Here is a 12,884-nt window from a genome sequence, read left to right on the forward strand (position 1 = left end):
GTATGTTCATGAACATAGGTTCATGTCGCGTCCGCCGTCAAGGCCGCGCTGAAGGCCGTACCCGCGGGGCCGGGCGAGCGGGGGCACAGCAGCTCGGTGCGATGGACGACCCGCGGCGCGCGGACGGGCACCTCGGCCAGGCCCGGATGCCCGGCGGCGCCCGCGGGCAGGACGGCCAGCCCGTGCCCGGCGGCGACCAGCGCGGCGACCAGCGCGAGATCGCCGCCCGCGCAGGCGAGGGACGGGCGGAAGCCGTCCCGCACGCCCGCCGCCCGGCGCAGGTCAGGCAGCGGCGCGGCGACGTCCGGGGCGTCCAGCCACAGCGCGTCGACGAGATCGCGCAGGTCCAGGCCGAGCCGGGACGCCAGCGGATGCGCGGCGGGCAGCGCGACCGCGAGCGGGCGCTCGGCCACCGCGGCCGCCGTGACCGGGGCATCGGCGTCCGGGCGCAGCGGGTCAGTGGGCGCGGCGATGCCGTCCACCAGCCCGATGTCGAGTTCGCCGGTCGCCACGGCCGCGCCGATGCCGGCGCGGGGCAGCACGCGGACGGCGGCGTCCAGCCGCGGATGCGCCCGGCGGGCCGCGGCCAGCGCCCCCGCGGCGTGGGCGGCGGCGAGCGGCGCGGCGCCGACGCGCAGCCGCAGCCGGGGCGCCCCGCCCAGCCGGTCGATCTCCGAGCGCGCCGCCCGCAGCCGCAGCAGGATCGGCTCGGCATGGTCGAGCAGCCGCGCCCCGGCCTCCGTCGGACGGACGGGACGGCGGTGCAGGAGCGTCACCTTGAGATCGCTCTCCAGCGACGCGATCTGCTGCGACACGGCGGCCTGCGTGTACCCCAGTTCGCGGGCGGCGGCCGAGAACGAGCCCGCCCGGACGACAGCGACGAACGTACGCAGGAGATGCGAATCCATGAGGATAAGCATTGCTTATCGAGCCATCGGGAATCATCGTTGGCGCTTGAGCATGCGGGCGGGCCAGGATCGAGGGCATGACGTTCACCGCACGCATCGCCCTGGTGGGGGAGCGGTCCCCCCACGTCCAGTCGCACGTCCGGATCCCGGGGCTCCTGGAGTCCGTCCGGGAGCGCGACGGCCTCCTCGTCGAGGCGTACTGGATCCCGACCGGCGACGTGGGCGACGGACTGGAGAAGTTCGACGGGGTGTGGCTGCTACCGGGCAGCCCGTACGAGAGCGAGGCCGGCGCCGTCACCGCCGTGCGGTCCGCCAGAGAGCAGGGGATTCCCATCCTCGGGACGTGCGGCGGCTTCCAGCACATGCTGCTGGAGTACGCGCGCAACGTCTGCGGCCTGGGCGAGGCCAGGCACGCCGAGAACGACCCCGGCGAGGCCGGTGACGACGCGCTGATCACGCCGCTGGCCTGCTCGCTCGCCGGTCACGAGGCGGAGGTCGCCGTGACGCCCGGCTCGTTCGCCGCGCGGCTCATGGGCACGACGCGCAGCACCGAGCGCTACGGCTGCGCCTTCGGCCCCAACCCCCGCTACGAGGACGCGCTGCGCGCGGGCGGCCTGCGGTTCACCGGCCACGACGACGCCGGGCAGGTGCGCATCGCGGAGCTGCCCGGGCACCCGTTCTACCTCGCCACGCTCTTCCAGCCGGAGCTTGCGGGCGACGGCACCCGCCCCCACCCGGTCATCGCGGCGTTCCTCGCCGCGGCGGCTGAGTCGCACTGATTATCCGATGTCGGACCCATCCGGGACGATGAGCGGATGAACTGGTTCCGGCATCGCCGCCCCGCCCTGGCCCTGGAGGTCTCACGCCTCACGGACGAGGAGCAGCGGGGTCGTCGTGAAGGCTGACAAGCGGGACCTGAACCGGGCGCTGCTCGCGCGGCAGATGCTGCTGGAACGGCGTGACATGCCCGTTCTGGACGCCATCGAGCACCTCGTCGGCATGCAGGCGCAGGCGCCCAGCCCGCCGCACATCGGGCTGTGGAGCCGTCTCGCCGGCTTCGCGTTCGACGCGGTGGGCCCGCTGATGACCGAGCGGCGGGTGCTCCGGATGGTGCTGATGCGCGGAACGCTCCACCTGGTCAGCGCCCGCGACGCCCGCGCGCTCCGGCCGCTCACCCAGCCGCTCCTGGACAACTACCTGCGGACCCGGGCCGCCGACCTGGCCGGCATCGACCTCGACGCGGTCACCGCGCACGCCCGCGCGCTGCTGGAGGACGAGCCGCGCACCGACAAGGAGCTGCGCGAACTGCTGGCCGAGCGGTGGCCGGACGACGACCCCGCGCTGCTCGGCTGGGCCGTCCGGTGCCGGCTGCCGCTGGTCCAGGTTCCGCCGCGCGGCATCTGGGGCGCCTCGGGGGTCGCCCGGCACACGACGCTCGACACCTGGCTGGACGGGCATCCGCCCGCCGAGACGACGCTGGACGACGTCGTGCTGCGCTATCTGGCCGCGTTCGGGCCGGCGAGCGTCCAGGACGTCCAGCAGTGGTCCGGCCTGACGCGGCTCGGCGAGGTCGTCGAGCGGCTGCGGCCGGAGCTGCTGGAGTTCCGGGACGAGAACGGCCGCGCGCTCTACGACGTGCCGGACGCGCCGCGTCCCGGCGGTGACGCGCCCGCGCCGGTCCGGTTCGTCCCGGACTTCGACAACCTGCTGCTCTCCCACGCCGACCGCGCCCGGATCATCAGCGAGGAGCACCGCAAGCGCGTCTTCACCGTCAACGGCATCATCCGCGCGACGTTCCTCGTGGACGGCTTCGTCCACGGCATGTGGAAGATCGAGAAGAAGCGCGGGGAGGCGGTGCTGCGCGTCGACCCGTTCGCCCCGGTCCCGAAGCGGGAGCGCGCCGCGCTGGAGGAGGAGGGCCTGCGGCTGCTGGCCGCCGGGCACCCCGACGCCAAGTCGTACGCGGTCGAGTTCGTCTAGCGCGCGCCGGTTCCTCTAGACCGCGCCGGTCAGCCTTCGCCGCGCGCGCACGGGGCCTCGTGGTCGGGGTCGAGGGACGACAGGAGCGCGTGCAGGGTCTCGCGGAAGGCGAGCATCTGCTCGCGGTCCAGCGGGTCGAACAGGTGGCGCCTGACCTCGGCGACATGGCCGGGCGCCGCCTTGACCAGCACCGCGTAGCCCTCGTCGGTCAGCCGCGCGATCGTGGTGCGGCGGTCGCCGTCGTGCTTGCAGCGGCTCACCCACCCGGCCTCCTCCAGCCGGTTCACGGCGTGGGAGAGGCGGCTCGGGGACGAGTGGACGAGGTCGGCGAGCGCGGTCATCGTCAGCGCGCGGTCGGGTGCCTCCGACAGCATCGCCAGGATCATGTAGTAGGCGTGCGGCATCCCGGAGTCGCGCTGCAGCTGCCGGTCGAGGGCGGCGTTGAGCAGCCGCGACGTCCACAGGAAGGCCCGCCAGGTCTCCTGCTCCTCGTCGTCCAGCCACTGCGCCTCGGTCATGCGGACAGTCTACCCAAAAGTTGAACCCTCAAGCCTTGAAAGTTCAAGCATCTTCCGCATATGGTTGAAGTCTCAAGTAAAAGGGGGACGACATGACCCGGATGCCGGTGCTCTACCTGAGCCACGGTGCTCCGCCGCTGGCGGACGACGCCAAATGGACCGACCAGCTCGCCCGCTGGTCGGCAGACCTGCCGAAGCCCGCGGCGATCCTCATGGTGTCCGCGCACTGGGAGGCCGCGCCGCTGAGCGTCGGCGCCACCCGGCCGGTGCCGCTGGTGTACGACTTCTGGGGATTCCCCGAGCACTACTACCGCGTCCGCTATGACGCGCCCGGCGCCCCCGAGTTGGCCGCCGACGTGCGCAAGCTGATCCCCGGTGTCCACCAGGACGAGGAGCGGGGCCTGGACCACGGCGCGTACGTGCCGCTCGTGGAGATGTACCCGGACGCCGACGTCCCGGTGCTGCAGATGTCGATGCCGACGCTGGAGCCGGAGCGGCTCTTCGAGGTGGGGCGGAGCCTCGCGCCGCTGCGCGACCGGGGCGTGCTGATCATCGGGAGCGGGTTCACCACGCACAACCTGCGGGAGCTGCGCCCGGACCCGGACGCCGCGCCGCCCGCCTGGTCGGCGGAGTTCGACGAGTGGACGGACCGAGCGGTGCGGGGCGGCGACGTCGACGCCCTGCTGGACTTCCGCGCGAAGGCGCCCGCGGCGCGCATCGCCCACCCGCGGACCGAGCATTTCGCGCCGCTGTTCATGGCGCTGGGAGCGGACGCGGACCAGGCGTCGGAGCGCCGGTCCGTGATCGACGGCTACTGGCTCGGGCTGGCGAAGCGCTCGTTCCAGTTCGGGTGAATTGTCACGTTCCGCCCGATTAGCCGGACGGGGTCAGTCGGCCGCCGTCTCCATCTGGGCGAAACCGGTGCGCCACGAGGTCACCTGCGGCTTCCAGCCGAGGTCCAGCGCCTTGGCGTTGGACACCGGGCGGCCGGTCGTCGCGGCGTGCTTGCCGGCGCTGCCCGGGTGCGGGGCGCCGATCGCCGCGCTGTAGACGGGCAGCCAGTCCGCCGTGGTGGCGGGCTCGTCGTCCACGATGTTGACGGCGCCGGCCGGCCAGTCGAGCGCGGCGAGCGCCGCCGACGCCGCGTCGTCGGCGTGCACGAAGGACGTCCACGACGGCGCCAGCCGCAGCGTGCCCGCGCGGGCCCGCTCGGCGATCGCGCCGTCGGGGGCGTACCAGGTTCCCGGGCCGTAGAGCGCGCCGTACCGCAGCACCACGCCGCGCGGCATCTCGCCGACCGCGTCCTCCAGCGCCGCGACGCCCGCGTACGGCGGCAGCGAGGAGTCGAGCGGGTCGGACTCGACGGCCGCCGTGTCGCCCGGGACGTACAGCCAGGCGATGCTCTGCGCGACCATCGTCTCGACGCCCGCGGCCTTCGCCGCGTCCACCAGGTGGCGGGTGCCGGCGATGCGCAGCCGGGAGTTGGCGTCGAAGTCCTCCGCGCTGAGGTCGGTGAGCTGGTGGATCACGGCGTCCGGGCGCTCGGCCGCGACGGCGTCGCGGACCGCCGGGCCGTCGAGCATGTCCACGACGACGGGCGCGGCGCCGAGATCGCGCAGCAGCCCGGCGCGGTCGGACCGGCGCGTCGTCCCTGCGACCTCGTGGCCCGCCTGGACGAGCAGCGGGATCAGCCGGCGGCCGACGACTCCGGTCGCTCCGGCGAGGAGAATCTTCAAGGGGGTACCTCCGCGACTGTCACGCCTTCGTGAGATCGTCTTTTGTAAGATCGTCCAGTGCACTCGCCCGGCGTTCGGCATGGTAGCCCCCCTGCGTCCGGTCGGACGACGTCGGACGAGCCGCACCGCCCCCGGGGTCCCGTCCGCCCATGAGCGTACCGCCGGGAACCGCCCGAACGCGTTTCGCATCCGGCGCGGGCGAGAATTCACGTGTGCGAAACGGAACCGGCGACGGCGGAGGAACGCGCATGGAGATCACTCTCGTCCAGGGCGACATCACCGAGCAGGACGCCGACGCGATCGTGAACGCGGCCAACTCGTCGCTGCTCGGGGGCGGCGGCGTGGACGGCGCGATCCACCGCCGGGGCGGGCCCGAGATCCTCGACGCATGCCGTGACCTGCGCGCTTCGCGGTACGGCGGCGGGCTGCCGACCGGCCGGGCGGTCGCGACCACGGCCGGGCGGCTGCCCGCCCGCTGGGTGATCCACACGGTCGGCCCGGTGTACTCGGCGTCCGACGACCGCTCCGGCCTGCTGGCCTCCTGCTACCGCGAGTCCCTCCGCGTCGCCGACGAGCTGGGCGCCGTCTCGGTCGCCTTCCCGGCGGTGTCGGCGGGCATCTTCGGCTGGCCGCTGGACGATGCCGCCCGGATCGCCGTCGGCACCGTCCGCTCCACCCCCGCCCAGGTCGCCGACGCCCGTTTCGTCCTCTTCAGCGGCGACGTCTACGCCGCCTTCGAGCGCGCGCTGGAATCCCTCTAGCCGCTTCCGGCCCGCCGTCAGTCCTCCTTGGGGGGCGGCACCACGAGGACGGGCCGGTGCGCGTGGTGCAGCACGCGGGTCGACACGCTGCCCAAGATGACGGAACGGGCGCCCGCGAGACCGCGCGAACCCGTGACGATCAACGAGGCGTTCAGCTCGTCCGCGACGTCCACGATGGCGGCCCACACGGGTCCGCCGCCGCGCTCCGCCCGCGTCGTCACCTGGGTCAATCCGGCGGAGAGGGCGAGGTCGGCGCCCGCCTGGGCGAGCTGTTCGGCCTGCTTCTCCTCCTCCCAGGTGTCGCCGTCCTGCGGCCCGGCGGGGATGGGGGCCACGGCGGCGATCGGCGCCCAGGTGATCTGAGTCAGCAGCGGCTCCCACACCGTCATCACCACGGTCGGCTCGGCCTTCAGATGGCGCGCGGCGAACTCGATGGCGGTGCGCGAGTCGTCAGAACCGTCGAATGCAATGAGAACTGTCATATGAAAGACATTTCCAAGATCAGAGGCGGGGGAACCCGAACGGCCCGCACAGTGGCCGATCTCTCAGCCGGCCTGGGGCGCGCGGCCGGTGCCGGGCGGGCCGGCGAACGCCTGCGCGATGTCGAGCCAGCGGTCGGCGTCCGGGCCGGTGGCGGTGAGCGCGAGGTCGGCGCGGTGCCGGCGCTGCGCGACGGCGTGGCAGAAGTCGAGCGCGGGACCGGTCACGGACTGGCGCGCGTCCGCCGGCCCCCACGTCCACTCCTCGCCGCCGGGGCCCGCCAGGACGACGCGGAACTCCTCGGCCGGCGGCTCCAGGCCGCGGTTGCGGTACGCGAAGTCGCGGGTCCGGACGCCGATGTGCGCGACGTGCCGGAGCCGGTGCGTCGGCTCGCGCCGGACGCCGAGCGCGTCGGCGACGTCCTCGCCGTGCGCCCACGTCTCCATCAGCCGCGCGGTCGCGAGTGTCGCGGCGCCCATCGGCGGGCCGAACCAGGGCAGCCGCGTGCCGGGCGGGACGGCGGCGAGGGCGGCCACCATGCGGCGGCGGCCCTCGCGCCAGCGGGCGAGGAGCGCCGCCGGGTCCTCCTTCGCGCCCTCCCGCGCGCCCGTCTCCACGTAGCCGTCGGGGTCGGCGAGCGCCTCCTCGACGAGCTTGCCGAACGCGTCGGCGTCGGTGGCCGCGACCACGGCCTGGTCGTCGGTCCAGGCGAGGTGGGCGATCTGGTGCGCGATCGTCCAGCCCTCGGCCGGGGTCGGATCCGCCCAGCGGGCGGCGGGCAGCGGCGCGACGAGGGCGTCGACGGAGTCGCCCTCGGCGGCGAGGTCGGCGAGCAGAGAGTGCAGATCCGGCATTCCGCCAGCATCGTCCAGCCGGCCGCCCCCGGTACAGGGGGCGGACTACAAAACCGAACGCGGTTCTTTAGCCGGGCCCGTCAGTCGCCGCCGGCCGCCGTCGGTCGCCGTCAGCCGAGGAGGGCGCGGGCGGCGGCGTAGTCGGCCTTGCCGTTGGGCAGCCGGAGGCCCGCGTCCGTCCGGACGAACGCCTTCGGGATCTTGTAGCGGGCCAGGTGGGCGGCGCAGCCCGCGCGCAGCTCGTCGTCGGACGGGCCGCCGGCGGGGCTCACCACCGCGACGATCTCGGTGCCCCAGCGCTCGCTCGGCCGGCCGACGACCAGCGCGTCCGCGACGCCCGGCAGCCCGCGCAGCACGGACTCGACCTCCTCCGCGAACACCTTCTCCCCGCCGGTGTTGATCGTGGTCGCCTCCCGGCCGTGGACCTCGACGGTGCCGTCCGCGAGCAGCCGCGCCCGGTCGCCCGCCACCACGAGGCGCTCGCCGTCCAGCGTCAGGAACGTGGAGGCGGTCTTCGCCGGGTCGCCGAGGTAGCCGCGCGGGATCGCGTCGCCGCCCTTGGCCAGCCAGCCCAGCTCGTCCTCGCCGGGCGCGAGGCGCCGCGACCGGTCGGCGGACAGCACCGCCGTCCCGGGCGCCGCTGCGAACGTCCTCGCCGCCGAGCCGTTCCGGGTCACCTGGAACCCCGACTCCGACGAGCCGAGGACGTCCACGATCCGGGTGTGCGGCAGAAGCTCCAGCATCCGCGCCTTCACGCCGGGGCTGATCGCGGCGGCCGAGTTCACGAACGTGCGGAGCGCGCCCAGGTCATGCGGCCGGGCCTCCAGCGCCGCCGTGATCGGACGGGCGAACGCGTCCCCGACCAGCGGCATCCGGGTGACGCGCTCGCGCTCGGCGGTCGCCATCAGGTCGGCCGCGTCCAGGCCGTCCACCCGGTCGGGGAACACCACGCACCCGCCGCCGCACCAGGCGCCGAGCGCCGACCACGTGCCGGCCCCGTGCATCAGCGGCGGGCCGACCAGCACCCGCACGTCGCTGCGGACGGCCCGCGCGACGGCGTCGTCCAGATCGGTGACGGGGACGCCGTCGCGGCGCCGCAGGCCGAGCGGGCCGATCATCAGGTCGCCGATCCGCCACAGCACGCCCTTCGGCATGCCGGTCGTGCCGCCGGTGTAGAGGACGTGCAGGTCACCGGCCTCGGACCGCACCGGCGGCGGGTCGGCGGACGCCTTGGCGAGGGCGTCCTCGTAGTCGAGCGCGCCGGGCAGTAGCGGGGCGCCGGACTCGTCCGCGACCTGGAGGAGCAGCGGGCGCTCGGCCAGCCGCTCGACGACCCGGCCGATGGCGTCCGCGAACCGCGCGTGGAAGAGCACGGCGGCCGGGCGGGCGTCGCCGAACAGGTGCGCCAGTTCGTCGTCCACGTACCGGTAGTTGACGTTGAACGGGGCGACGCGGGCCTTGTGCGCGCCGACCAGGCCCTCCAGGTACTCGGGGCCGTTGTGCAGGTAGAGCGCGAGATGGTCGTGCGGCGACTCCCAGGGCTCGGCCGCCGTGCCGCGCAGGCCGAGGCCGTGCGCGTGCAGGACGTTCGCCAGCCGCCGGGTCCGGTCGGCCGTCTCCCGCCAGGTCGTCCGGCGGTCGCGCCACACCAGGCACTCGCGGTCGGGGATCGCGGCGGCGATGGCCTCGTGCAGGGTCGCCAGGTCGAGCATCGGCACTCCTCGGGGGGACGGCGTCGGCAGCACCGTAACCGATAACTTACCGAACCTCGTTCGGTGGTGGCGGGAGTGGGCGGGCGGACGATTCCCGGCACCCTCGGACGTACGGGGCATAGGCCGCGAGAAGGAACAATTACCGGGTGCCCCCAGCAAGCCGGCCGCGAGGAGAGGCGACTCGCGGCACCACCGCCCCCAACCGGCTCCGCCGCGTCGACCGCTGGATCGCCGCCACCCAGGCGGGCCCGCTGCGCGCGGACCCGCGACCGCTGGCCGTCGACCTCGGCTACGGCGCCTCGCCGGTCACCACGTTCGAGATCTACGCGCGGCTGCGCGCCGTCGCACCGCGCCTGGAGGTCGTCGGCATCGAGATAGAGCCGGACCGCGTCGCCGCCGGCCGCACCCTCCTCGCCGCCCTCCGCGAACCCCCCGAACCCCCGGACCCGCCCCCGCCGAAAACCGCCGAACCCCGCAAAGGAGTCGGAGACGGCAAAGGAGCAGATGACCGCAAAGGAGCAGATGACCGCAAAGGTGCAGATGACCCCGCGCGTGCCAGGGCCCCGAAAGGAGCCGTGGGCTTCAAAGGAGCCGCTGCTTCCAAAGAGGGCTTGAGGCTGAACGGTGCCGGTGCCCTCAAAGGAGTCGTCGGCGCCAAAGGAGCCGGTGCGGCCTTTGAAGGGCTGTCGTTTAGGCGCGGCGGGTTCGAACTGCCGGTGCCGCGGCCGCCCGTGCTGGTCAGGGCGTTCAACGTGCTGCGCCAGTACGACGAGTCGGCCGCCTGGCGCGCATGGGACGATCTGCGCGCGCGCCTGGCGCCCTCAGGGGTCCTCGTAGAGGGGACGTGCGACGAGATCGGGCGTCGTGCGGTCTGGGTCACCCTCACCGAGGACGGGCCCCAGACCATCACCTTCGCCGCGCATCTGGGCTCGCTGGAGCGTCCGTCCGTGCTGGCCGAGCGGCTGCCGAAGACGCTGATCCACCGGAACGTGCCGGGCGAGCCCGTCCACGCGCTGCTGGCGGACTTCGACCGCTGCTGGGCGACGGCCGCGCCGCATTCGGCGTTCGGCCCCCGCGCGCGCTGGGTCGAGGCGGTGTCGCTGCTGGCGCGGAACCATCCCGTCTTCACGCATCTGCCGTACGGCGGGCGGCACCGGTGGCGCCTCGGCGAGGTCACCCTCCCCTGGACGGCGGTCGCCCCGCGAGGCTGACCCCGCGCTACTCGCGGTGCAGCTTGTAGGGGGCGGCCTGCACGCGGGGCTGCACGTCGATGCGGTCGATGTTGACGTGCGCCGGACGGGTGACGGCCCAGGCCACGCAGTCGGCGACGTCCTCGGCGACGAGCGGCTCCGGGACGCCCTCGTACGGCTTGGCGGCCCGCTCGGCGTCCCCGCGGAACCGGACCAGGGAGAACTCCTCCGTCTTCACCAGCCCCGGCGCGATCTCGGTGACGCGCACCGGCTCGGCGACCAGCTCCAGCCGGAGCACGTCGTTGACCGCGTAGGCGGCGTGCTTCGCCGCGTTGTACCCGCCGCCGCCCTCGTACGGGACGTGCGCGGCCAGCGAGGTGATGTTCACCACGTGCCCGGCGCCGCTCTCGATCAGCTTCGGCAGGATCGCCTTGGTCACCCGGACCAGGCCCAGCACGTTGGTGTCGTACATCGTCTGCCAGTCGGCGAGGTCGGCGGACGCGACGCTCTCCAGGCCGACGGCACCGCCCGCGTTGTTGACCAGCACGTGGCAGGTGCCGACCGCCGCCGCCAGCGCGTCCACCGACTCCTGGGACGTCACGTCCAGGGTGACCGGGGCGATCTTCGCGGCGCCCGGCACGGTCTCGGCGATCTCCTTGGCGAGGGCGTCGAGGCGGTCGCGGCGCCGCGCGGCGAGCACCACGTTGAACCCCTCGGCCGCCAGGCGCCGCGCGGTGGCGGCCCCGATCCCGCTGCTTGCTCCGGTCACTATCGCGGTCTTACGCATGCGACCAGGGTCCCAGACGCGGTGCGCGGCGCCGCCGGGGGAGGGGGAGCCGGTGAGACCGGTCACTGTGGCGAGAAGTCACGAATGTCCCCCTTCCCGAGGGAACACCCGACCCGGTCGATAGGTTGCACTACCGGAGGTGATGTTCAGTGTCGCGTCGTATCAACCGGGTTGCGACGGTCAGTGTTCATACTTCCCCCCTTGACCAACCTGGTACCGGCGACGCGGGCGGTATGAACGTCTACATCGTCGAGGTGGCCAAGAGGCTGGCCGCGAGGGGCGTGGAAGTCGACATCTTCACCCGCGCGACGTCGCGGGCCCTGCCCCCGGTGGTCGAGCTCGCTCCGGGCGTGCTCGTCCGCAACGTCGTCGCCGGGCCGTTCGAGGAGCTGGACAAGACCGAGCTCCCCCGGCACCTGTGCGGATTCACGTCCGGGGTGCTGCGGGTCGAGGCGGCCCACGACCCCGGCCACTACGACCTCCTGCACACGCACTACTGGCTGTCCGGCCAGGCCGGGTGGGCGGTCAAGCAGCGGTGGGGCGTGCCGCTCGTCCACTCGATGCACACGATGGCGAAGGTCAAGAACGCGGCGCTCGCCGACGACGACAAGCCCGAGCCCGCCGAGCGCGTCCTCGGTGAGGAGCAGGTCGCGGCGTCCTCCGACCAGCTCGTCGCCAACACCGCCAAGGAGGCCCGCGAACTCGTGGACCTCTACGGCGCCGACCCCGCGCGGGTCGCGACCGTCAGCCCCGGCGTCGACCTGTCGATGTTCCGGCCCGAGTCGCCGATCCTCGCCCGCAGCACCGGCCTCCTCCCGCACCGCACCGGCCCGGCCCGCCGCCGGCTCGGGCTGCCCCGCGACGCGTACGTGCTTTTGTTCGTCGGCCGGATCCAGCCGCTCAAGGCGCCGGACGTCCTGCTGCGCGCCGTGGCCCGCATGCTCGACGACGACCCGGCGCTGCGCGCCAAGCTCGTCGTCGCCGTCGTCGGCGGCCCGTCCGGTTCCGGCCGCTGCCGCCCCGAGGGGCTCCAGTCCCTCGCCGCCCAGCTGGGCATCACCGACGTCATGCGCTTCGAGCCGCCCAGCCCGCAGCGCGAGCTGGCCGACTGGTACCGGGCCGCGGACGTCACCGTCGTCCCGTCCCACAGCGAGTCGTTCGGGCTCGTCGCCGTCGAGTCGCAGGCGTGCGGGACGCCCGTCGTCGCGTCCCGCGTCGGCGGCCTGTGCACCGCCGTAGCGGACGGCGAGTCCGGCGTGCTGATCTCCGGGCACGACCCCGCCGACTACGCCGCCGTCCTGCGCCGGCTGCAGGCCGAACCCGGCCTGCACGCGCGCCTCGCCCGCGGCGCCGTCCGACACGCGGACGGCTTCGGCTGGGACGCCACGGTCGACCGCCTCCTCGACGTGTATACCGGTGCCATGTCGATCCCGGCCGTGAACGTCGCCCCTGCAGAGGTCACCGCATGAACCACGTCGAGACCATCAGGGAAACGCTCAAGGCGGCGGAGCTGGAGTTCGACGAGCCGCGCGAGAACGCGTTCTTCGTCAAGCTCCCCGGGCAGCACAAGCTCGCCACCATGACGTGGCTGATCGTCGGCGACCACTCCCTGCACGTCGAGGCGTTCTTCTGCCGCCGCCCGGACGAGAACCACGCCGAGTTCTACCGGTTCCTGCTGGAGAAGAACGGCCGCATGTACGGGGTCGCGTTCGCCCTGGACGACGTCGGCGACGTGCACCTCGTCGGGAAGCTGCCCCTCGACTCGATCTCCCCGGACGAGATCGACCGCGTGCTCGGCTGCGTCCTCACCTACTCCGACGAGAACTTCGACAAGGCGCTGGAGCGCGGGTTCAAGACGTCCATCCAGCGCGAGTGGGACTGGCGGGTCAAGCGCGGCGAGAGCCTCGCCAACCTGCGGGCGTTCGCCTCCTTCGCGGACCCGGCCAACCGCGAGTGAC

The 12,884-nt window shown here is 73.8% G+C and carries 14 protein-coding genes; 7 read left to right on the top strand and 7 right to left on the bottom strand.

What is annotated here, in order from left to right:
• Window positions 1–20: 20 nt before the first annotated feature.
• Entirely contained in the window at window positions 21–908 is an 888-nt protein-coding gene (locus ACGFI1_RS43520) for a LysR family transcriptional regulator (protein ID WP_392793505.1), read from the bottom strand.
• Window positions 909–985: 77 nt separating this feature from the next.
• On the opposite strand from ACGFI1_RS43520, the gene ACGFI1_RS43525 reads away from it, so the two are divergent.
• On the top strand, window positions 986–1,687 hold the full coding sequence (locus tag ACGFI1_RS43525; protein ID WP_386876478.1) for a CTP synthase C-terminal region-related (seleno)protein: 702 nt from the start codon (window positions 986–988) through the stop codon (window positions 1,685–1,687).
• A gap of 115 nt (window positions 1,688–1,802) precedes the next feature.
• On the top strand, window positions 1,803–2,888 hold the full coding sequence (locus ACGFI1_RS43530) for a winged helix DNA-binding domain-containing protein (RefSeq protein ID WP_392793506.1): 1,086 nt from the start codon (window positions 1,803–1,805) through the stop codon (window positions 2,886–2,888).
• 29 nt (window positions 2,889–2,917) lie between these two features.
• Here ACGFI1_RS43530 and ACGFI1_RS43535 read toward each other — a convergent pair whose 3' ends face one another.
• Window positions 2,918–3,406 carry a MarR family winged helix-turn-helix transcriptional regulator gene (locus ACGFI1_RS43535; RefSeq protein ID WP_138638177.1) on the bottom strand — a complete coding sequence of 163 codons (489 nt, stop codon included), beginning with the start codon at window positions 3,404–3,406 and terminating at the stop codon, window positions 2,918–2,920.
• A 92-nt stretch (window positions 3,407–3,498) separates the two neighbouring features.
• Here ACGFI1_RS43535 and ACGFI1_RS43540 point away from each other — a divergent pair, with 92 nt between their 5' ends.
• Complete coding sequence (locus tag ACGFI1_RS43540; protein ID WP_392793507.1) at window positions 3,499–4,260, top strand: dioxygenase family protein; 762 nt, start codon at window positions 3,499–3,501, stop codon at window positions 4,258–4,260.
• 33 nt (window positions 4,261–4,293) lie between these two features.
• On the opposite strand, the gene ACGFI1_RS43545 is transcribed toward ACGFI1_RS43540, so the two are convergent.
• Window positions 4,294–5,142 (bottom strand): NAD-dependent epimerase/dehydratase family protein, encoded by an 849-nt coding sequence (locus ACGFI1_RS43545; protein ID WP_392793509.1) that lies wholly within the window; start codon window positions 5,140–5,142, stop codon window positions 4,294–4,296.
• Between the two features lie 248 nt (window positions 5,143–5,390).
• Here ACGFI1_RS43545 and ACGFI1_RS43550 point away from each other — a divergent pair, with 248 nt between their 5' ends.
• Window positions 5,391–5,903, top strand: coding sequence for an O-acetyl-ADP-ribose deacetylase (locus ACGFI1_RS43550; protein ID WP_392793510.1), 513 nt, complete (start codon window positions 5,391–5,393; stop codon window positions 5,901–5,903).
• A gap of 17 nt (window positions 5,904–5,920) precedes the next feature.
• On the opposite strand, the gene ACGFI1_RS43555 is transcribed toward ACGFI1_RS43550, so the two are convergent.
• The 3 genes from ACGFI1_RS43555 to ACGFI1_RS43565 all read right to left on the bottom strand — a co-directional run bounded on the left by ACGFI1_RS43555 (window position 5,921) and on the right by ACGFI1_RS43565 (window position 8,949).
• Window positions 5,921–6,385 carry a universal stress protein gene (locus ACGFI1_RS43555; RefSeq protein WP_387077908.1) on the bottom strand — a complete coding sequence of 155 codons (465 nt, stop codon included), beginning with the start codon at window positions 6,383–6,385 and terminating at the stop codon, window positions 5,921–5,923.
• Window positions 6,386–6,448: 63 nt separating this feature from the next.
• Window positions 6,449–7,237 carry a TIGR03084 family metal-binding protein gene (locus ACGFI1_RS43560; RefSeq protein ID WP_138638172.1) on the bottom strand — a complete coding sequence of 263 codons (789 nt, stop codon included), beginning with the start codon at window positions 7,235–7,237 and terminating at the stop codon, window positions 6,449–6,451.
• A 110-nt stretch (window positions 7,238–7,347) separates the two neighbouring features.
• The gene (locus ACGFI1_RS43565; protein ID WP_392793511.1) at window positions 7,348–8,949 is read right to left on the bottom strand and encodes an AMP-binding protein; all 1,602 of its coding nucleotides are present in this window, start codon (window positions 8,947–8,949) and stop codon (window positions 7,348–7,350) included.
• Window positions 8,950–9,095: 146 nt separating this feature from the next.
• On the opposite strand from ACGFI1_RS43565, the gene ACGFI1_RS43570 reads away from it, so the two are divergent.
• Window positions 9,096–10,160: a class I SAM-dependent methyltransferase gene (locus tag ACGFI1_RS43570; protein WP_392793513.1), complete on the top strand. Its 1,065-nt coding sequence runs from the start codon at window positions 9,096–9,098 to the stop codon at window positions 10,158–10,160.
• Window positions 10,161–10,167: 7 nt separating this feature from the next.
• On the opposite strand, the gene ACGFI1_RS43575 is transcribed toward ACGFI1_RS43570, so the two are convergent.
• Window positions 10,168–10,926, bottom strand: a complete 759-nt coding sequence (locus ACGFI1_RS43575; protein WP_301177748.1) for an SDR family NAD(P)-dependent oxidoreductase — start codon at window positions 10,924–10,926, stop codon at window positions 10,168–10,170.
• A gap of 149 nt (window positions 10,927–11,075) precedes the next feature.
• On the opposite strand from ACGFI1_RS43575, the gene mshA reads away from it, so the two are divergent.
• The gene (mshA, locus tag ACGFI1_RS43580) at window positions 11,076–12,395 is read left to right on the top strand and encodes a D-inositol-3-phosphate glycosyltransferase (protein WP_386876490.1); all 1,320 of its coding nucleotides are present in this window, start codon (window positions 11,076–11,078) and stop codon (window positions 12,393–12,395) included.
• Entirely contained in the window at window positions 12,392–12,883 is a 492-nt protein-coding gene (locus ACGFI1_RS43585; protein ID WP_386876492.1) for a type III secretion system chaperone family protein, read from the top strand. The genes mshA and ACGFI1_RS43585 overlap by 4 nt, the downstream gene beginning before the upstream one ends.
• The last annotated feature ends 1 nt before the right edge of the window (window position 12,884 follow it).

The organism is Actinomadura geliboluensis (assembly GCF_043197915.1).
Classification (GTDB): Bacteria; Actinomycetota; Actinomycetes; order Streptosporangiales; family Streptosporangiaceae; genus Spirillospora; species Spirillospora geliboluensis.